We start from the raw sequence: 18,744 nt of genomic DNA, 5'->3' as shown, positions 1-18,744 counted from the left end.
GCCAGCAGGATCGGCGGGATCGACATCAGCCCGTCGACGAAGCGCATGATGATGCCGTCCGACCAGCGCACGAAGCCCGCGACCAGACCAATGGCGAGACCCGCGAGCGTGGCCAAAGCAGCCACCGACAGGCCGACGGTGAGCGAAACCCGCGCGCCGTACAGCACGCGCGAATAGATGTCGCGGCCCAGCATGTCGCTACCGAACCAGAACGCCGCCGATGGCGGGCGGGTGCGCCGCGCCGGCGCCAACGCGGTCGGATCGACGGTCCAGAGATAGGGCGCGAACACCGCCATCAGTACGAGGCACAGCAGCAAGCCGCCGCCGATCGCCACCGTCGGATGATTGCGCAGGAAGCCGAAAAAGCCGCGCCGGATCTTGACCGGCCGAAGCAGATCCGGAAGTGGCGGCGCAATGACGAGACCCGGCGGGATCGCAACCTGGCTGGTGCTCGGAAGGGTCAATAGCGGATCCTCGGGTCGACCAACGTGTAGGTGATATCGACCATCAGATTGACCAGCACATAGACGAAGCTGAACAGCAGCACGATGCCCTGGATCACCGGATAGTCGCGGCGCAGGATGGCGTCGATGGTCAATCGGCCGAGGCCGGGGATCGCGAACACGCTCTCGGTCACCACCGCGCCGCCGATCAGCAGCGCGATACCGATACCGATCACGGTGACGATCGGCACGGCGGCGTTCTTCAGCGCGTGAACGAACAGGATGCTGCGCTGATCGAGCCCCTTGGCGCGCGCGGTGCGGATGTAGTCCTGCTGCAGCACTTCGAGCATCGACGCCCGGGTGATGCGCGCGATCAGCGCGATATAGACGCTGCCGAGCGCGATCGACGGCAGGATCAGATTCTGCAGCCATGGCCAGACGCCCTGGGCCAGCGGCGTATAGCCCTGCACCGGCAGCCATTCGAGTTCAAGCGCGAACACATAGGCCAGCACATAGCCGACCACGAAGACCGGAAGCGAGAACGCGAACACGGCAAAGGCCATGATGCCGCGGTCGATCCAGGTCCCCGCCTTCCACGCCGCCATCACGCCGAGCGGCACGGCAATCAGAATGGTCAGCACCAAAGTGATCGCCATCAGCGACAGCGTCGGCTCGATGCGCTGCCCGATCAAGGAGGCGACCGGCAGGTTGGTAAAGATCGAGGTGCCGAGATCGCCGTGCAGGATGCCCCAGGACCACGCCCCGAACTGCACCAGAAACGGCCGGTCAAGGCCGAGGCCTTGCCGGATCTTTTCAATGTCGGCGGCGCTGGCCTGGTCGCCGGCGATCACCGCCGCCGGATCGCCCGGCGTCAGGTAAAGCAGGCTGAAGACAAACATCGCGACGATGCCCATGACGGGCAACGTCGAAAGAATACGCCGCAGGATGTAAGAGAGCATCTTGAATTACCGCTCTGTCATGCGGTCTTCGAAACGCCCCAGAAGAACGGCAACGGACCCTTCACGATACCGGAGACGTTCTTGCGCCACGCCGTGTAGCCGAGGAAGAAGCCGGTCGGCGCATAGACCACGTCTTCGAGGGCCGCCTTGTTGAGGCGCGAGATCGCGGCTTTCTCCTCATCGAGATTCTTGGCTTCGTACCAGGAGGTGATTTCCTTTTCCGCGGCCGGGCTGTCGGGCCAGCCGAACCACGCCTTGTCGCCATTGGCGCGAATGGCGTTGTAGCCGGCCGGGCTGAGGCAGTCGGCGCCGGCATGCCAGGTGTGGAACATGTTCCAGCCCCCCTGCGCCGGCGGCGTCTTCAGCGAGCGGCGCGAACCGACCGTCCCCCAATCGGTGGCGACGAAGTCGACATTCATGCCCAACTGTTTCAGCAAATCCGCGGTGACATCGCCCTGCGCCTTAGTGATCGGCTGATCCTGCGCCACCACGCAGGTGACCGGCTCGCCATTATAGCCGCTCTCGGCCAGCAGCTTCTTGGCCGCCGTCAGATCGCGCTTGCCCTTCAGGATCTCGCCGCCGGTCTCGGTGTAGAGCGGCGTGTCCGGGGTGAAGAAACCCGGCAGCGGCTTCCACAGCGCCGGATCGTCGCCTACCAGCGCCCGCATGTAATCTTCCTGGCTCAGCGCCATCAACACGGCGCGCCGTGCCTTCACATTGTTGAAGGGGGCGAACAGATGGTTCATCCGGAACGCGCCGACATTACCAAGGGCGTCGCCGATATCGACGCTGATATTGCGGTTTTTCTTGAGCAGCGGCACCAGATCGGGAATCGGCGACTCCCACCAATCCACCTCGCCATTCTGCAACGCGGCCGCGGCGGTCGCCGGATCCGGGATCACCAGCCATTCGATGCGGTCGACCAGCATCTGCTTGCCGCCGGCGAGCCACGACGCCTTCTCCTGCCGCGGCACGTAATCGCCGAATTTCTCGAACACCGCCTTGGCGCCGGGCACCCATTCGGCCTTCGCGAATTTCATCGGGCCCGAGCCGACATAATCGGCGATCTGCTTGAACGGGTCGGTCTGGGCCAGGCGCTCCGGCATAATAAATGCGCAGGGCGCATTGTTCTTGCCCAGCGCCAGCAACATTTTCGGGTAAGGCAGCTTCAGCGACCATTTGAAGGTCCGGTCGTCGACCGCGACGAGGTCGTTCTGGATCGCCTTGATCATCAGGCCCATGGTGTCGCGCGCCGACCAGCGCGTCAGGCTGGCCACCACGTCCTTGCTCAGCACCGGCTCGCCGTCGTGGAATTTCAGCCCCGGCCGGAGCTTGAAGGTCCACACCAGCCCATCATCGGAGACCTGCTCGGATTCGATCATCTGGCGCTGCGGCACCAGTTTTTCGTCGAGGCCGTACAGCGTGTCCCACACCAAAGCCGCGGCATTGCGCACGACATATTGCGTGCCCCAGATCGGATCGAAATTGGCGAGATTGGCCTGCGGCACGAAGCGCAGGGTTTTGGCGGACGCACCTTGCGAAAGCGCCGGCATGGCAAATCCACCCGTCGCCGCCAGGGTGCCGACCCCGGCCAATCCCTTCAATACGTTCCTGCGATCCATGAAATTCTCCAGGTCTCAAATTGCTGCCGCAGCCTTCCCCATGTGCTCGGCCGAAGCTTCGGCGCCAATGCGGGATGCGGTCCAGTCAGATCGATGGCGATCTGCCTGTTTTGCTTGCAATCGGTATGCCAGAGCGCGTGAGGCGTCAGGATTGCAGCCAGGTATTTCGCGCAATTTCGTTCCCCGGACGCGGCGTGGTGCGCCGCGCATCCGGGGCCCCGGTTATTCAAGGAGCGACCGGGATCCCGGATCGGCGCAGCAGCGTGAAGAACGCTGCGGCGCGTCCGGGACACAAGGTCATCGCGCCAGGCCCTACCCCGCTAGCACCTTGAATTTTGAGTTTTCCTGCGGGTGCCACCAGCGGCCGGCGATGACGACGCCCTCGGAGGCGATCTTGCGGTCGCCGATCAGATGCTCGCCGACGACGTCGACATAATCGAACGGGCCCTCTTTGATCGCGATAATGGTGGCGTCGCCGACGCTGCCCGGCTTCAGGCTGCCGAGTTCCGGACGCCGCATCGCCATCGCCGCGTTGACGGTCGAGGCTGCGATCACATCCGGCAGCGGCATCCCCATGCACAGGAATTTCGACATGGTCGTCACCTGATCAAAGGCCGGGCCGTCGATGCACAAGGTATGGACGTCGGACGAGATGGTGTCGGGATAAAAGCCGTTGGCCAGCATCGCGCGGGCGGTCTTGAAGGCGAACGAGCCCTTGCCGTGACCGATGTCGAAGATGACGCCGCGTTCCCGCGCCTCCAGAACCGCGCGCTTCACCGTGCCCTGGGCGGTGACCGCGGTGTTGGGAAACGGACGGAACGAATGCGTCAGCACGTCGCCCGGACGCAGCCGCGCCAGCACTTCTTCGTAGCTCGGCGGCGGATGATCGATATGCGCCATCAGCGGCATGCCGACCTGCTCCGCCACCTGCAGCGCGATGTCGAGCGGCGCGATCCCCGACGCGCCCGAGGCATGCAGGCCGACGCGCACCTTGATGCCGACGATCAGGTCGCGGTTGGCCTCGGCCACCGTGACGGCGTCGAGCGGATTCATCAGCCGCATTTCCTCGCTCTCGCCCACCATCACCCGCTGCGAAAAGCCGAAAATGCCGGCATGCGAGACATGCAGATAGGCCAGGATACGGACCTGGCTCGGCTCGATCACATGCTTGCGGAAGCCGGCGAAATTGCCCGGACCGGCGCTGCCGGTGTCGACGGCGGTGGTGACGCCGGAGGTGCGGCAGAATTCCTCGGCGTCGATGCCGATCGAGGTGCCGCCCCAATAGACATGGATGTGCAGGTCGATCAGGCCCGGCGAGACGATATAGCCCGACACCTCGCGCACATCGGTGGCGGGACCGGCCTTGAGGTCATTGCCGACGGCGACCACCTTGCCGCCGGCGAAGGCCACATCCGTCACGGCGTCGAGTTTTTGCGAGGGATCGATGACTCGGCCGCCGCGCAGGATGGTGTCGAAGGTCATGGTGTCTCCTGAAAGCACTGTGAAGGAAGCCGTTGGACGCGGCCGTTGCAGAACGCGATGAAAGACGATTGGCCTGCCAGGTGACCGCGTCTGCCACGCAGGCACTTCGCGAACTACAGGTTAAAGAGAACCGGTCCACAGAAAGTGGCCTGGGCGGGACATGCGATCAGCATAGGCACAGGTTCGGTGGGCCGCAATGTCCGCAAACCTTTCGCGGAACCGGTTCATCATCTCTGTACGCGGTCTGTGCAGCCTTACGAGCGACGAGTGCCGTCTGCGACTCTGACGCGCAATCGCCTCGCACTCCGCGCGATTTCGCTTTCAGGTTTGCGAAAGTAGCCCGCCACCGAACAGGTCGATGACCGTGCAAGCGTGATCGTCTTCATCGGCGCTTGGCGGTTACGGCCATGGCCCGGGACGCCCGCGGCTTTGCCAGCTTCGGCGGTTTCGCGGATTTGGCCGGCGTTGCCGGTTTTGCGAGCACCGTCCACTGGCTATCGTCGAGCAGCCTATGAAAAAGTTGCTCGCGCTCCTTGTCGCTCAACGGGCAAAGACCGAACATCGCCGTGAGCGCCAGTCCTCGCGCTGCTGACCAGCGTAGCAAGGCCAACTGCGGGTCCGCGGCCTCGGCCTTGATCGCCTTTACTTTCCCGGCATCAATCTCGCGCGTGCCGATCAATAGCTCCGGGTCCTGGCCCAATGCCGCAAGGATGGCAAAAGCTGCGGAATGTGGCCTGGAGAGCGTCTCGCGCGATGTCGCAATTTGCGAAGCAAGTTCCGGTTGCGATGACTCAGCACCATGTTCTTCCATGTAGCTTCGGGAAAAATTCTGAAAATAGGCTACTTGCCGGTCCAGCAACGCTTTCAACACAGCGTCCTTGGTGCGGAACTGATGCATCAGCCCACCCTTGCTGAGCCCGCTCTCACGCGCGATGGCATCAAGGGTCAAGCGGCCGGGGCCATCGCGCGCGATGATGGCGAGCGCGGCCTCCAGCGCGGCATTGCGGGATCGTTCCGAACGAGAGGGGTTGTCCATCGTGTCACTCTTTGCGCCTGGCTTCCCTGCTGCGGGTGACCGGCGTTTAAGGCCGGTTGATGGCGGCCAGGAAGAACAGCGTCCGCTGTAAAAGTAACAGCGCGCTGTTGATGTCAAGTTAGCGCCCCCCACCAGCGACATCGAAGACCAGCCAGCCCCGGCACCCGGGTGCCGCGACGCGGCGGCCGCGATCCGAAGCGCGAGGCATTGCCGCGAAATGGCCCGGGATGCCGTGCCGCAAAATTCCTGTTTACAAACCGCCTGGTCGGTTTATAACCCACCGGCGCCGGCAATCCGACTGGCCAGCATTGGAGATCGAGATGAGGCAATTCAGCGACCACCGCAGGCTCGCCGTGCTGGCGCTTTGCGTCGCCACCGGTGGCTGCGCGGGCCTCACGCCGGTGGCCTACACAGAGATCGCAACTTCGCGACACATGGCTCCAAACCCGTCCGATCGATCCGGTCGCATCCCCTATCGCTATCAAACGCAGGTGGATTGGCGCACCTACGACAAGGTCATGCTCGATCCGGTCGCTGTCTACCGAGGTGCCGACCAACAGTTCGGAGAGATGTCCGAACAGGACAAGTCGCTGCTCGCAACGATGCTGCAAACACGTTTTGTCGACAAGCTGCGTACCCGTTTTTCCGTGGTGGGCACTCGCGGACCAAACACGTTGCGCGTGCGACTGACTTTGACCGGCGCCGTCCCCAACACGCCCCTGCTCGGCACCATGTCTCGATTCGATCTTGCTGGCGCCGTCTATAACGGCGTGCAGGCCGCGCGCGATGGCGAGGGATCGATGACTGGCTCCGTCATCTACGCGGTCGAGATTTTCGATGCGGCCAACGGCCGGCTGCTGAGCGCCTTCGTCTCCAAGCAGTATCCGAGCCCCTACAACATCCAGGCCAGCGTCGGCGCGCTCAGCGCGGCCGAAGCCGGCATCGACGCCGGTGCCGATGCGCTGCTCGCACAATTGAGATGACTACTTTTTCGCAACACCGACCGGGCCCGTATCGTCCGGCAAAACGAAAGGCATTGACGATGATGAACTTTGTTCGCGTGAGCTTGCGCAGCGCGTTCGCCGCGATTTTGCTGCTGTCGGCAACCAGCCCAAGCCGCGCCGCGACCGCGATCGATCCGAGCGGCACTTGGGCGACTGAGGATGGTCGCGCCCGCATCCGTATCGAGCGATGCGGCACGTCAATGGAACTGGTTTGCGGCTACGTCGTCTGGATGAAAGAGGCAATCGATGCCAAGGGGCAGCCGATCAAAGACAAGCTCAATCCGGATCCTACGGCGCGATCGCGGTTGCTGCTCGGTCACCAGTTGCTCGCCGGTCTGAAGCCCAGCTGGGAGCGGCACTTCCTCGGCGAAATCTACAATGCGGATGACGGCAAATCTTATTCGATCTCGATTTGGCGCGAGACCGCCAGTTCATTGAAGGTCCGGGGCTGCATGTTCTCGGTATTTTGCTCGACCCAGGTCTGGCTCGTAACCAATGACGCACTTCCGGGCCAGTTGGTGGGCGCGACCGGTGACCCGTCAGGACCGAAGCCGGAAAAGGAATGGGCACGACCGCTGGTGGTCAAGTCACAGACCTCGGCAAAGGCCGGCCGATGATCGGGCAAACCGTTTTTGCGAGTTCGCGCTCGGTACCTTTCACCACCAGGCTTTCCGCGTCACGCGCTGCGAACCACGCAATTGATGTCATGCAGGTGAATGCGAGGGTGCCGGCGGTGTCCCGCATCACCCAATGGTTGGCCGGACAGGCAACCGCCCTTGATGACGGGGTCGCTCTTGTGAACGGACTCTGTGCGGCGCTGTGCGAACAGGGGATGCCACTGTGGCGGGTCAGCGTCATTGCGCCGACCATCGACCCTTCCATCCACTCGGTACGCCTCGAGTGGCGCCGGGATGGCGGCGCCTCGCTGATCACCGCATCGCATGACGACGCCGGCGTCGCCGGCCCCGCGGAGCATCCCGCGCAATCGCTCGTGAGAAACGGCCGCGTTTTCGCTAGGTGGCGGCTGCACGATGACATGGATCGCATCACCACGATTCCGGCGCTACATCAACTGCGGGCCGACGGCGGGACTGATTTTGTCCAGCACATCATCTGGTTCGCACCTGGCACGGCCCTCAAGGGCGTCTCGGTTTCGTTTGCAACCGACGTCAACGAGGGGTTCAGCGCGAATAATCTCGCCGTCCTCGCCGAGGTTATTCCGACGCTTGGTCTTGCCATCTGCAAGCTCGGCCTGTCGCGCACCTTGCAGGAAACCCTTGCCGTCTACCTAGGGAAGGCTACCGGCGCGCGCGTCCTCGAGGGCCATATCCGGCGCGGCGAAGGCCAGACCGTTTCCGCTGCGATCCTGATCGCAGATTTCCGTGCGTTCACCGCGCTGACCGAGCGAGAGAATCCAGTCACCGTGGTGGGTTGGCTGAACGAACATCTCGATGCCGTCGGGGAGCCTGTCGGGCGGCATAGCGGCGAAATACTGAAATTCACAGGCGATGGCTTTCTTGCAATCTTTCCGGTGCCGGACCACGGCAGCGGCTGTTGCGTGACATGTGCCGGTGCTCTCGATGCGGCCATGCAGGCACAGGCCGCTAACCGCGACCTGAACGCAAGACGGCGCGCCCGTGGACTGCCGGGACTGGATGTCGATCTGGCGCTGCATTTTGGCGAAGTGGTCTACGGCAATGTCGGCACCAACAGACGGCTGGATTTCACCGTGATCGGGCGCGCCGTCAACGAAGCGAGCCGCATCGAAGAACTGTGCGACGAAACCGGCCGCTCCCTGTTGGCTTCAGACAGTTTTGCGCAAAGGTGCAGCCGCAAGCTCGAGCCTGTCGGTAGGTTCACATTGCGTGGACTACAACGCGAGCAGCAGATTTGGACGACGACTCGTGAGGAGGCTTCCCGCGCGACCGACGCGGTACCGCGACAGCACACAAACTCGAATCGCATCTGTGACTGAGAAGCCATCACCCGTTCGCGAGATAGGCCTCGGCGCCGCGCGCGAACACCTGCATTCCCATCACGAGGTCTTCTTCCTTGGTGTCTTCGCTCCAGTGGTGGCTGATGCCGTTGATGGAGGGGACGAACAGCATGCCGACCGGCAGCCGTCGGCCCAGCACGTTGGAATCGTGGATCGCGCCGCTGGGCATCTTTTGCCAGTGATCCGGGCACAATTCGCCCGCCGCTAAGGAAAACGCATCGAGAATCGCCGGATCGCACAATGTTGGTTGCAATTCGCTGATCTGCTGCATGGTCGCTGTGCAACGCTCGCGCCGGTTGCTTTCCTGCAGCAGCCGGCGAAGGCAGGCCCGCAGCCGTTCCATCACTTCCGAGGACAGATCCCGGAACGAAAAATCGATCTCGGCGCGCCCTGGAATGATCGCGGTCGAATTGGGCTCCAGCACAATTCGTCCCGTCGTCCATACGGTGCGCTCGCCGCAGATGCGCGGAAATTCCTGGTCGATCTGGGAGAGAAAGCGCACGGCCGACAGCCCGGCATCGCGTCGTTCCCCCATCGTCGTACCGCCGGTGTGGTCCTGCTGACCCTCGAATGTGATCCGCCAATGCTGGATGGCGACGATCCCGGTGATCACACCGACGCGGTGATTGGCGCTTTCCAGTTGCGTGCCCTGCTCGATATGCATCTCGATCGCCGCCTTGTAGCGGCTCAGATCCGGCATCAGCCGCGGTCGCCCGGCAAGGCCGGCGGACGCCAGCGCGTCCCGCAGGCTGGTGCCGTCATTCTTGTTGCGCGCCAGATCGATCTGTTGCTCGGACAAATCACCGATCAGGCTGCGGCTTCCGATCATATTGCCGTAATGCCCCTCCTCATCCGCATAGGTGCAGACATCGACGGGAAGGCCGGCGCGGGCCAGCGCCAGCGCGCCGACGACTCCCAGCGCGCCATCCAGCCAGCCGGCGTGATTTTGCGTCTCCAGATGACTTCCCGCCAGCAGGCGCGTTCCCGTTGCCGGGCCGCGGCCAAACACATTGCCGATGCCGTCGATCGACGGCTCGAGACCCACTTCAACAAGCCGCTCACACAGCCAGTGCCGGCTCGCCATGTCCTCGGCGCCGTAGGTCGGCCGGTGCACGCCGGTGCGGTATCGGCCGATATCGCGGAGCGACCGCAGATCCCGCAGGAAACGATTGGTATCAAGCTGCATTTTTATCTCCTTGGCGGCGCCGCGGCTCGCAGCATGGCGGCGAGCGTTCTCTAACTGGTCAGCCGGTCCGGGGACGGGGCGGGCCGAGCATCACCACGCTACCACCTGCGAGAGCCGCCAGAACAGCCCAGTATCCGTAGCGGAAATCCGACGCGACGCCGATCACGAGGAAAGTCATGACGTAGACCGCGGCCGATCCGCACACGCCGATTGCGAAAGCGCCCTCGGCGGTCTCTCTTCGTCGCCACGACACCGCGCAGACGACAAGGCAAGCCAGCAACCATGAGCCGGTTCGGAACAACGGCGTCGCCTTGAGCCGGTCGTGCAGCCCGACCAGCGCGACAAAGGCTGGCCTGTCGGCGAACACCATCTCCGTCGGGCGTTCGACGTCCGCCAGCCACATCACCAGATTGTCGCCGGCCAGGAAATTCCACATGAAGGCCGTGCGATGTCGCAGATAGGCTACGGGATAATTCATCACCGCCCGCACCCAGGCATCCGCCATCGCCGGTGTCCCGAACAGCTTCTCTTCACGTTCCAGCTTGCGCATCACGAACTCGCACGGCTCGATCCGCCAGTAAATGTCCCATTGGGTCGGCTGGTAGCAACCGTTCAGCAGAAGCGCCTGCTCCGCCGCGTTCCAGGTAACGGGAAACTGGTTGTGCTGGCTGAAATGGCTGATGCCGCCGAGGTCGAACACGATGATCGAGTGCAACGGATGCTGTCGCGTCGCGCCAAGCGCGTTGTAATAGACCAGTTGTACCAGCGCGAACAAACCCGCCACGGCCGGCACGAACAGGATGGCGCTCCGCTTCAGGGATAGCTGTGCAGGCCAGAGGAGGTAGGCAGCAAGCACAGGTGCGGCGATCAGCGCGTTCGGGCGCAGCAGCACGCCGAGGGCACACAGCACGAGCGCCAGCGCCTGCACGGGCAGGCGAAAGCGGGCGCGACAGCCCGCGGCGGCGAACACGGTCGTGGCAGCGACCAGCCAGATCGAGGCGAACAGCACATCCCGCCACAGGATCCCGACAAGCACGAAGGCTGGCGGAGCCAGCGCCAGCAGCGGCACCAACAAGGCCAGCCGGCTCGATCGGTAAGCCAGCGTAAAGGTCAGCAGCGCGAAGCCCAGCCAGTACGAGGTCACGATCAGCAGGAACAGGCTGGCGGCGCCGGGAGCGATCGGATCGATCAGACCCCATAGCACCGTCATGACGGGGGACTGCCAGTCGCCGAGCACGCTTTTGCCGATATCCCCATAAACGAATTTGGCGTCGTAGGTCATCACGCCCGGATAGAAGATTGCCAGCGTCAGGGCGTAGCCAGCGGCGATCAGCGCGGCCGCTGCCACGGACAGGCGCAGCGGCAGCCGCGATGGCGTAGCTCGATCAGGCGAGCGCGGCATAGATGTCCCCGGAATTCGCCGCATGCGGCAGCGCTACGAGCCAGCAGGCGATCTGCTCGCCGTCGATCCAGGCGGGGTTGACCAGGGACTGGCTCTCGCCGAGCGCGGCGTTGAAACGCGTGTAACCCAGCGCGGCGCAGCGCGCGATGCAGGCCAGCGCGACATCGCGCTGGATGGTCGTGAACTCGAATGACAGTGCCTTGACGGCGCGTGACAGGCCCTCCAGGGCCTCATGCTCGAAACCTTCGACGTCGATCTTGATGAAGGCGGGAGTTCCGTGTTTGTCGATCAGCGCATCCAGCGTCGTCACCGACGCCGTCAGCGTTCGGGTCCAGCGCTGCGCATCCCAGCCGGGCGCACCACTTGCGGCCGTCACGAAGGCAGACGACGCCGTCGAAACCGTGGGGTTGTCGATATTGACCATCAGGCTGGTCTCGCCCGCGCGACGGCCGACCGCTACCGGCTCGATGACGACATCCCCACCGCGCCGATAGAGCAGCTTGAGCACCGCGACCAGCGCCGGCTGCGGTTCAACCGCGACGACCCGCGCGCCGAGCCTGCGGAACGAGGCCACGCGGTCGCCGACATGGGCGCCGACATCGAATACCAGGTCGCCGCGCCGCGCAAAGCCGGCATGGAGCCTGTCCATCGCCACGGCACGCGGCCGGTCTCCATAATAAATCCACAGCGACCGGAGAATGCCGCGTGCGATCCTGAGACGTTCGAACATCGCCTTCAAACCGAAATGGGTCGCGGCACTGGCGCCGCGGCCTCCGCTGCGGGCGGCGCCAACGCCGACAGCATCGCCGGCGCGACGGTCTCTTCTGGAAGCCGACCGATGCCGAGACGGGTGGCAAGCCTGCCGAGCCTCGGCGAGGCGGTGATCATCGCGAAGGGAACGGCCAGCGCCGGCCCCGCCGCCAGAAACAGCGCGACGGGAATCGCGCCTGGCTGTGTCGCCAGCAACAGGCCCAGCACGGCCGACCCGAACAGCGTGTGAGGCCAGAAATGACGCAGCGCCAGCGTGAACGGCACGGCATACCCGTCACGAACCTGTCCGTTCCAGCCGATCTCGCGGCCGAACAGCGACTTAACGAGGAAGATGGTGTGGCCGAACCACAGGATCGGACACAGCAAAATCGAGAACAAGGTCTCGATCATCAAATTGACGATGAAGAGCCCAGCGCTGCCAAAGCCGCGGCGAAGATCGGCGTCCAACAGGACCTCGATGGCGCTGGCAATTTTTGGCGCGAACCACATTATCAACACGCACATGAATAGCGCCATGCCGGGACCAGCGTCGATGAAATTCGCTGGCGTATCGGAGAAAGCAACAGCAAGCGTGCCGAGCAGCAGCAAGCCGATCCAGGCCGGCGAGCCAATGAACATCATGATCGCCAGCGCCAGTTGATAGCGGCTCACCGGCTTCAGGCCAGGCAATGTCAGGAAGGAGCGGTACTGCATGTTGCCCTGACACCAGCGAAGATCGCGTCCGACAAACTCGATCAGCGTGGGCGGGTTTTCCTCCCACCCGAGATCTTCCCGCGGCAGCACGCGCACCTCGTAGCCTGCCGCGCGCATCAACACCGCTTCGATCTGGTCGTGGCTGAGAATGTGACGATCATCCGCGCCGTCCTTGGACAGCACCGGAAGGCCGCAATGTTCGGTAAATGGCGCGAGCCGCAACACCGCATTATGTCCCCAATAGGGTCCACAATCGCCCTGCCACCAGGCGCTGCCCAAAGTATAGGATCGCATGCCGAGCCGCATGCCGAATTGAAAAATGCGAGCGAAGGCACTGCGGGATGGAAGCCCCACGATCAGCCCCTGTAGAATGCCGAGCCGCGGATTGGCCTGCATGATGCGGACGAGACGCAGCACGGCATCAGCGGTCATAAGGCTGTCGGCGTCGAGCGTCAGCGCGAAATCATGGCTGCTGCCCCAGCGCTCGCAAAAATCGCGGATGTTGCCGGCCTTGTAGCCCGTATTGACGGCGCGTCGCCGGTAGATGATCGCGATCCGGTCGCGCCAGCGCGCGGCCAGCTCGGCAAACAGGGCTTCCTCGGAACTGGCGATCGCGGCATCGCCGCTGTCGCTCAGCACGTAGAGGCTGAAGCGTCCGCCGCAACCGGAGGCATCAAGGCCGGCGAGCATCGGCTCAAGATTGCGGATCATTCGCTCTGGCGCCTCGTTGCGAACGCACAACAGGATCGCCGTTGATGCCGTCACCTGCGCGTCGCCGCCAACCAGCGCGGCCATCGGCATCACCGCTGCCACCGGATCGTCGCAGCACCGCACGATCAGCAGCCCGATCACGGCATTCCAGAAGCCCGCCACCGTCCAGGGAAGCGTAACGGCGAACAATGCCAGCAGCGCGATATCGACCGCGCCGAAGCCGCCCGGCTCCAGTGCCAGCGCGGCGAGCGCCAGCAATCCGGCCATGGTGCTCAAGAAAAGGACGGCAAACAGCAGGCGCCGGCCGAATAATTCATTTCCGGCTGCGGGGACTGTTATGGCTTGCGGGGGAAAATGCTTGGACACGCGGCTGGACTTCTTATCTCTCGACGGAAATGCGAATGATATAACACCGCGAACCGTCATAAAGTCCAACAGGGAAAAACAAACGTGGCGATCAGCCAGTCCGAAGATATTGTCGAAGCACTTTGGTACAGCGCCCCCGGAGCAGCCGACCTCCGCGAAGAATCGCTGCCGCCCCCCGGCGAGGGTGATGTGCGGATACGGGCGCTTTTTGGTGCCGTCAGCCGCGGCACCGAGGCCTTGGTGCTTGCCGGGCGCGTGCCGCCGAGCGAATTCGAGCGGATGCGGGCGCCTTTCATGGCCGGCCATTTTCCATTTCCGGTCAAGTACGGCTACGCCACTGTCGGCCGGGTTGAAAACGGAGCGGACGACCTGATCGGGCGGACGGTTTTTTCACTGTATCCGCACCAGAGTTATTTCAACATCCCGGCCAGCGCCGCGCTGGTGCTGCCGGAAAACTTGCCGCCGCAACGCGCGGTGCTGGCAGCCAACATGGAGACAGCGCTCAACGCGGTGTGGGATGCGGCACCGGGTCCGGGCGACCGCATCGCCATCGTCGGCGCCGGCGTGGTCGGCGCGCTGGTCGCGTATTTGTGCGGGCGGCTTCCCGGCGCCGAGGTGACGCTGGTCGATATCAATCCGGCACGAGCGGAATTGGCACGGACGCTCGGGGTTCATTTCGCAACGCCCGGGACCGCGGACCGTGACTGTGACGTCGTCGTTCACGCCAGCGGCAATCCGGCCGGACTCGACACCGCCATCGGGCTCGCCGGTCAGGAGGCAACTGTGCTTGAACTGAGTTGGTATGGCGACGCTCCCGTGACGCTGGCGCTCGGTGGTGCCTTCCACAGCCGCCGGCTGCGGTTGATTTCAAGCCAGGTCGGCCAGATCGCACCATCGCACCGGCCACGCTGGACCTATCGCCGACGGCTTGCCGCCGCGCTCGCCATGCTGGCGGACTCGCGGCTCGACGCATTGCTGACGTCGCCGGTTATGTTTAAGGATCTGCCACGCAGGCTACCCGACATTCTCGCCCCCGGCAGCGGCGTGTTATGCCAGCTCATTGCCTATCCTTAAGGAGCTCCCTTGTTCGCAGTTGAAGTTCGCGATCACATCATGATCGCCCATTCGTTCAAAGGCGCGGTGTTCGGACCGGCGCAGGCGTTGCACGGCGCGACCTTTGTCATCGACGCGTCCTTCATCGCCGAAACGCTCGACAGCAATGGCATCGTCATCGATATCGGCCGCGCCCTCGACGCCCTCAAGGCGGTAGCGGCGGCGCTGAATTATCGCAACCTCGACGAGGTGCCCGAATTCAAGGGCAGCAATACGACCACCGAATTTCTGACCAAGTACATCTTCGACCAGTTGGCCAAGGGCGCGCGCGCCGGTGAATTTGGCCGCGACGGCCATGAGCTGAAGGCGATCCGCGTCACCCTCTCCGAGTCGCATGTGGCGCGCGCCTGGTACGAAGCCGATTTGTGGTGAAGCCTGTCGTGTTCGCCGTGCCGGGCGATCTTGCCACGCCGACAGGCGGCTACGCCTATGACCGGCGCATGATCGCCGAGCTCGGCGACCTCGGCTGGCAAGTCGACGTCCTCAATCTGGGCGAGGGCTTTCCCTGGCCCAGCCCGGCGACGCGCGAGACGGCATCGAACCAGTTGCGGGCGATCCCGGCCGGCCGCCCGGTCGTCGTCGACGGGCTGGCCCTCGGCGTCTTGCCCGAGGCCGCCGCGCAGCTTGCAGGCCATCATCCGCTGCTTGCGCTCGTGCATCATCCGCTTGCCATGGAATCCGGCCTGTCCGTCGCGCGGGCTGGCCAACTCCGCGCCAGCGAACGGGCCGCATTGGCGACGGTTCACGGCGTCATCGTCACCAGCGCGGAAACCGCGCGGTTGCTGACGGCCGACTATGGCGTACCGGCCGCGCGCATTGCCGTCGCCAGGCCAGGAAGCGATCCCGTGGCGCCGGCGCCAGGCAGCCAGGACGGTATCGTTCGGCTGCTATCGGTCGGCGCGGTGGTGCCGCGCAAAGGATTTGACGTGCTGATTGCCGCGCTGGCGACCCTGACCGAGCTGCCCTGGCAGCTGATGATTGTCGGCGACCGCACGCGAGACAACCATGCCGTCATGCGGCTCGATGCCGACATCGCGCGTTACGGGCTGACCGATCGCGTGGTCACCCCCGGCGTGGTGTCGCCGTCTCACCTCGCGAAGCTGTATGCCGAAGCCGACATTTTCGCCCTCGCCTCTTATTTCGAAGGCTATGGGATGGCCTATGCCGAGGCGCTCGCGCATGGGCTGCCGGTGGTCGGCACAAATGGCGGCGCGATACCGGACACCGTGCCATCGGATGCAGGTCTGCTGGTTGAACCAGGTGACATCGCCGGACTTGCCGAGGCGTTGCGCCGGGTCATCGGCGACGCCGCCTTGCGACAGCGCTTGGCTGGCGCCGCACGAACCGCAGCCGAACAGCTTCCCACATGGCCGCACTCCGCCGCCATCTTTGCACGCGCGCTGGAGCGACTGGCATGACCGGCTTCTCGGCGGAATGGCTGACCCTGCGCGAGCCTCATGATTTGCGCGCGCGCAATTCCACCGTGATCGAGGCGGTGGCCACCTTTCTCGAACTTTGTAGCTCGGTGCAGATCGTCGATCTCGCCTGCGGAACCGGGTCGACCTTGCGTGCGCTCAACCCGTTTCTGCCGATGCGGCAGAACTGGAAACTGGTCGATAATGATCTCAGCCTGCTCGCCCGCGCCACAGCGAGCCCGCGCGACAACAATGCGACGCTGTCCGCGGTCCCGCTCGATCTCAACCGCGATCTCGAAGCCATGCTCGATGGCGTCGTCGATCTGGTCGCGACCTCCGCCCTGCTCGATCTGGTCTCCGAAACCTGGCTGGACCGGCTCGTGGTTGAGATGGTCACGCGCGCAATTCCGCTTTATGCCGCGCTGAGCTATGACGGACGGATCGCGCTCACGCCGCACGACCCGCTCGACGTGGCCATCATCGCCGCCGTCAATGCGCACCAGCGCACTGACAAGGGCTTTGGACCCGCGCTCGGCCCGGCGGCGGCGGCGCTGGCGATCGCGCGCTTCGAAGCGCTCGGCTATTCCGTCGTGCGCGGTACATCGGACTGGGTGATCGGCCCGGATGCCCCTGCGATGCAAAGCGAGTTGCTCGCCGGATGGGCCAACGCGGCGCGGGAAGTAGATGCCCTTCCGCGCGCCGAGATCAGCGCCTGGCTCAGGCGCCGGCGCGATTTAGTGGCAGCCGGCCGCTCCGTGCTCCGTGTCGGTCATGCCGACTTTTTCGCAACGCCAAGCGCCACGCGCTGATCCGACAGATCGCAATCGAACAGCACATCCTCGCCCATCCTGTGTACGGCCATCGACATACGCGGCGCTTCGTCGGCACGTGCCCGCGGCGGCAGGATCAGGCCGGGACCGCCGCCGCCGAGGATGACGGGGGCCACCATGATGTGCAGTCGGTCGAGATATCCGGCGACGAGAAAACGCGAAATCGTATTGGCGCCGCCTTCGATCAGCATACGGCGCATGCCGCGGTCGGCGAGCGCGCCAACAATCGCCGCGGGTGAGATTCTTCCGTCGACCGCCGGCAACACCACGACTTCCACGCCAGGCGGCGGTGACACATGCGTGCCTTGCGCCGTGATCAGCAGACGCGGCACGCCGTCGTCAGCGAACATCTTGGCGCCGGCACCGAGGCGACCGCCGGGGTCAATCACCACGCGCGCCGGCTGCGGCCCGCAAACCCGGCGCACGGTCAATAGCGGATCGTCGGCGATCGCAGTCCCCACGCCGACAACCACCACGTCCACGAGCGAACGTAGCCGATGCAAATGCGTCAGCCCTTCAGGCCCGTTGATATATTTTGAATGTCCGGTTTCTGTCGCTAGCCGACCATCGAGTGACTGGCCGGTCTGGCCGACGATCACCAGATCATCCACGGCGCCCTTATGCAGTGGACCGAACACTTCGGCCCAGCCTTGCGGAAGGGGCGCCGGCCCATTACGAAAAGTATTATTGAATTCCTCCCACAGGTCGGAGGAAACAGATCGGGTTGAGAGAACATCGGTCATCGACACGCCGCAGTTATAGGCTCTGTGGGTGCATAGACCCAACATCCGCAGACTACCATGCTTGAAAAACTATTTGTTGGCGAGCGGAATGATTTCACGCGCGCGGGGTTGCACGAACACTGGAATGACGATGGAAAGTGGCGGAATGCGTGAGGCACAGACGGGGGCGAACTCCGCTCTATTTGGCGGCTGTGGACATACCAGTGTCAGCCGCGGTCTCGGCGAATTCCACGGGCGCCGGCCCGTACTGATCACCACGAGCGACCGCGCGCTGCTCGCGCTGCCGGTTGAAGGTCTCGACCAGAAGCGCCTTGCTGAATTCCTGGCGCTTTGCGGACAGGCCGCGCCCCGGCTTGTCGTCACCGATCGCCGCGCGCGTGCGCTCGGCATCGCGGCGTCAACGCCGATGGAATTACCGCTGTCAGCCGAGGCCGATGCAAGAGCGATACTCGCTCTCGTCACCGATCCGACACACGATCGCATCCCGGACGCCCGGCCAGCGGCGGGCCTCGCCACAGCCGCTATTCAACTCGTCAAGCTGTCGCAAAGCCTGCCGGCGGTACTGGCGGCAGACGTCTCTGGCCGCCCTCTCTTCTGCGATGAGTGCCTCGTCAGCGTCGAGGCGGAAGCGATCGCCCGCTTCGCAGAAAATGCCATTCGTCGGCTCGTCATCGCGAGTGAGGCCTCGGTGCCGCTCAGCTCGGGCTTGCCCACGCGGTTCATCGTTTTCAGTGATGCGATGGGTGGCAGTCCCGTCGCCGTCATTATCGGAAAGCCGGATTTCGCGGACGTCGTTCCGGTGCGCATGCATTCGGCATGCCTGACGGGCGACGTGTTCGGTTCACGACGCTGCGATTGCGGTGACCAGCTTCGGCTCGCACTGCAGCGGCTGGAGGATCTCGGAGGCGGCGTCATTCTCTATCTGGCGCAGGAAGGCCGCGGGCTCGGCCTTGCCAACAAGATGCGGGCCTA

General features: G+C 64.1%; 17 protein-coding genes and 1 pseudogene. 8 read left to right on the top strand and 10 right to left on the bottom strand.

Going from position 1 to position 18,744, the window contains the following annotated elements; all coding sequences use genetic code 11:
• The 5 genes and pseudogenes from Q0S16_RS21355 to Q0S16_RS21335 all read right to left on the bottom strand — a co-directional run.
• Nucleotides 1-464: pseudogene (locus Q0S16_RS21355) on the bottom strand (ABC transporter permease); the annotation flags it as partial.
• Nucleotides 461-1,402, bottom strand: coding sequence for an ABC transporter permease (locus Q0S16_RS21350; RefSeq protein WP_295852743.1), 942 nt, complete (start codon nucleotides 1,400-1,402; stop codon nucleotides 461-463). The gene Q0S16_RS21350 and the pseudogene Q0S16_RS21355, both read right to left, overlap by 4 nt.
• A gap of 17 nt (nucleotides 1,403-1,419) precedes the next feature.
• A complete protein-coding gene (locus Q0S16_RS21345) occupies nucleotides 1,420-3,024 on the bottom strand; it encodes an ABC transporter substrate-binding protein (protein WP_295852740.1) in 1,605 nt (534 codons plus the stop codon).
• Between the two features lie 312 nt (nucleotides 3,025-3,336).
• Nucleotides 3,337-4,506 (bottom strand): amidohydrolase/deacetylase family metallohydrolase, encoded by a 1,170-nt coding sequence (locus Q0S16_RS21340; protein ID WP_295852737.1) that lies wholly within the window; start codon nucleotides 4,504-4,506, stop codon nucleotides 3,337-3,339.
• A gap of 382 nt (nucleotides 4,507-4,888) precedes the next feature.
• On the bottom strand, nucleotides 4,889-5,542 hold the full coding sequence (locus Q0S16_RS21335) for a TetR/AcrR family transcriptional regulator (RefSeq protein WP_295852734.1): 654 nt from the start codon (nucleotides 5,540-5,542) through the stop codon (nucleotides 4,889-4,891).
• A 320-nt stretch (nucleotides 5,543-5,862) separates the two neighbouring features.
• On the opposite strand from Q0S16_RS21335, the gene Q0S16_RS21330 reads away from it, so the two are divergent.
• From Q0S16_RS21330 to Q0S16_RS21320, 3 genes are read left to right on the top strand one after another with little or no spacing between them, the layout of a single operon-like run.
• A complete protein-coding gene (locus tag Q0S16_RS21330; RefSeq protein WP_295852732.1) occupies nucleotides 5,863-6,525 on the top strand; it encodes a DUF3313 domain-containing protein in 663 nt (220 codons plus the stop codon).
• Nucleotides 6,522-7,163, top strand: a complete 642-nt coding sequence (locus Q0S16_RS21325; RefSeq protein ID WP_295852728.1) for a DUF2147 domain-containing protein — start codon at nucleotides 6,522-6,524, stop codon at nucleotides 7,161-7,163. Before Q0S16_RS21330 ends, Q0S16_RS21325 begins: the two co-directional genes overlap by 4 nt.
• Nucleotides 7,109-8,521, top strand: coding sequence for an adenylate/guanylate cyclase domain-containing protein (locus tag Q0S16_RS21320; RefSeq protein ID WP_295852725.1), 1,413 nt, complete (start codon nucleotides 7,109-7,111; stop codon nucleotides 8,519-8,521). Before Q0S16_RS21325 ends, Q0S16_RS21320 begins: the two co-directional genes overlap by 55 nt.
• 7 nt (nucleotides 8,522-8,528) lie before the next feature.
• On the opposite strand, the gene Q0S16_RS21315 is transcribed toward Q0S16_RS21320, so the two are convergent.
• From Q0S16_RS21315 to mdoH, 4 genes are all read right to left on the bottom strand, one after another.
• Nucleotides 8,529-9,728: a hydantoinase/carbamoylase family amidase gene (locus Q0S16_RS21315; protein ID WP_295852723.1), complete on the bottom strand. Its 1,200-nt coding sequence runs from the start codon at nucleotides 9,726-9,728 to the stop codon at nucleotides 8,529-8,531.
• A 58-nt stretch (nucleotides 9,729-9,786) separates the two neighbouring features.
• Nucleotides 9,787-11,130, bottom strand: coding sequence for a hypothetical protein (locus tag Q0S16_RS21310; RefSeq protein ID WP_295852720.1), 1,344 nt, complete (start codon nucleotides 11,128-11,130; stop codon nucleotides 9,787-9,789).
• Nucleotides 11,114-11,779: an FkbM family methyltransferase gene (locus Q0S16_RS21305; RefSeq protein ID WP_295852744.1), complete on the bottom strand. Its 666-nt coding sequence runs from the start codon at nucleotides 11,777-11,779 to the stop codon at nucleotides 11,114-11,116. The genes Q0S16_RS21310 and Q0S16_RS21305 overlap by 17 nt, the downstream gene beginning before the upstream one ends.
• An 86-nt stretch (nucleotides 11,780-11,865) precedes the next feature.
• Complete coding sequence (gene mdoH, locus Q0S16_RS21300) at nucleotides 11,866-13,731, bottom strand: glucans biosynthesis glucosyltransferase MdoH (protein WP_295852716.1); 1,866 nt, start codon at nucleotides 13,729-13,731, stop codon at nucleotides 11,866-11,868.
• A gap of 24 nt (nucleotides 13,732-13,755) precedes the next feature.
• Between mdoH and Q0S16_RS21295 the strand changes: the two genes are divergently transcribed.
• From Q0S16_RS21295 to Q0S16_RS21280, 4 genes are all read left to right on the top strand, one after another.
• Complete coding sequence (locus tag Q0S16_RS21295) at nucleotides 13,756-14,745, top strand: zinc-binding alcohol dehydrogenase (RefSeq protein WP_295852713.1); 990 nt, start codon at nucleotides 13,756-13,758, stop codon at nucleotides 14,743-14,745.
• Between the two features lie 9 nt (nucleotides 14,746-14,754).
• Complete coding sequence (locus tag Q0S16_RS21290; RefSeq protein ID WP_295852709.1) at nucleotides 14,755-15,156, top strand: 6-carboxytetrahydropterin synthase; 402 nt, start codon at nucleotides 14,755-14,757, stop codon at nucleotides 15,154-15,156.
• Nucleotides 15,157-15,224: 68 nt separating this feature from the next.
• On the top strand, nucleotides 15,225-16,202 hold the full coding sequence (locus tag Q0S16_RS21285) for a glycosyltransferase family 4 protein (protein WP_295852706.1): 978 nt from the start codon (nucleotides 15,225-15,227) through the stop codon (nucleotides 16,200-16,202).
• Nucleotides 16,199-17,008 (top strand): class I SAM-dependent methyltransferase, encoded by an 810-nt coding sequence (locus Q0S16_RS21280; protein WP_295852703.1) that lies wholly within the window; start codon nucleotides 16,199-16,201, stop codon nucleotides 17,006-17,008. Before Q0S16_RS21285 ends, Q0S16_RS21280 begins: the two co-directional genes overlap by 4 nt.
• On the opposite strand, the gene Q0S16_RS21275 is transcribed toward Q0S16_RS21280, so the two are convergent.
• Complete coding sequence (locus tag Q0S16_RS21275; protein ID WP_295852701.1) at nucleotides 16,969-17,772, bottom strand: RibD family protein; 804 nt, start codon at nucleotides 17,770-17,772, stop codon at nucleotides 16,969-16,971. The genes Q0S16_RS21280 and Q0S16_RS21275 overlap by 40 nt on opposite strands.
• A 124-nt stretch (nucleotides 17,773-17,896) precedes the next feature.
• Between Q0S16_RS21275 and Q0S16_RS21270 the strand changes: the two genes are divergently transcribed.
• On the top strand, nucleotides 17,897-18,744 hold an 848-nt coding region (locus Q0S16_RS21270), incomplete at its 3' end, for a hypothetical protein (protein WP_295852698.1).

Origin of the sequence: Tardiphaga sp. (genome assembly GCF_025356345.1) — a bacterium.
Lineage (GTDB): Bacteria > Pseudomonadota > Alphaproteobacteria > Rhizobiales > Xanthobacteraceae > Tardiphaga.
This window is presented reverse-complemented; position numbering and strand designations above follow the sequence as displayed.

Excerpts from the sequence above, each read along its gene's own strand:
- Q0S16_RS21350 (WP_295852743.1), bottom strand. The coding sequence starts at position 1,402 with ATGCTCTCTTACATCCTGCGGCGTATTCTTTCGACGTTGCCCGTCATG.
- Q0S16_RS21345 (WP_295852740.1), bottom strand. The coding sequence starts at position 3,024 with ATGGATCGCAGGAACGTATTGAAGGGATTGGCCGGGGTCGGCACCCTG.
- Q0S16_RS21340 (WP_295852737.1), bottom strand. The coding sequence starts at position 4,506 with ATGACCTTCGACACCATCCTGCGCGGCGGCCGAGTCATCGATCCCTCG.
- Q0S16_RS21335 (WP_295852734.1), bottom strand. The coding sequence starts at position 5,542 with ATGGACAACCCCTCTCGTTCGGAACGATCCCGCAATGCCGCGCTGGAG.
- Q0S16_RS21330 (WP_295852732.1), top strand. The coding sequence starts at position 5,863 with ATGAGGCAATTCAGCGACCACCGCAGGCTCGCCGTGCTGGCGCTTTGC.
- Q0S16_RS21325 (WP_295852728.1), top strand. The coding sequence starts at position 6,522 with ATGACTACTTTTTCGCAACACCGACCGGGCCCGTATCGTCCGGCAAAA.
- Q0S16_RS21320 (WP_295852725.1), top strand. The coding sequence starts at position 7,109 with ATGGGCACGACCGCTGGTGGTCAAGTCACAGACCTCGGCAAAGGCCGG.
- Q0S16_RS21315 (WP_295852723.1), bottom strand. The coding sequence starts at position 9,728 with ATGCAGCTTGATACCAATCGTTTCCTGCGGGATCTGCGGTCGCTCCGC.
- Q0S16_RS21310 (WP_295852720.1), bottom strand. The coding sequence starts at position 11,130 with ATGCCGCGCTCGCCTGATCGAGCTACGCCATCGCGGCTGCCGCTGCGC.
- Q0S16_RS21305 (WP_295852744.1), bottom strand. The coding sequence starts at position 11,779 with ATGGACAGGCTCCATGCCGGCTTTGCGCGGCGCGGCGACCTGGTATTC.
- mdoH (WP_295852716.1), bottom strand. The coding sequence starts at position 13,731 with ATGACGGTTCGCGGTGTTATATCATTCGCATTTCCGTCGAGAGATAAG.
- Q0S16_RS21285 (WP_295852706.1), top strand. The coding sequence starts at position 15,225 with ATGATCGCCGAGCTCGGCGACCTCGGCTGGCAAGTCGACGTCCTCAAT.
- Q0S16_RS21280 (WP_295852703.1), top strand. The coding sequence starts at position 16,199 with ATGACCGGCTTCTCGGCGGAATGGCTGACCCTGCGCGAGCCTCATGAT.
- Q0S16_RS21275 (WP_295852701.1), bottom strand. The coding sequence starts at position 17,772 with ATGACCGATGTTCTCTCAACCCGATCTGTTTCCTCCGACCTGTGGGAG.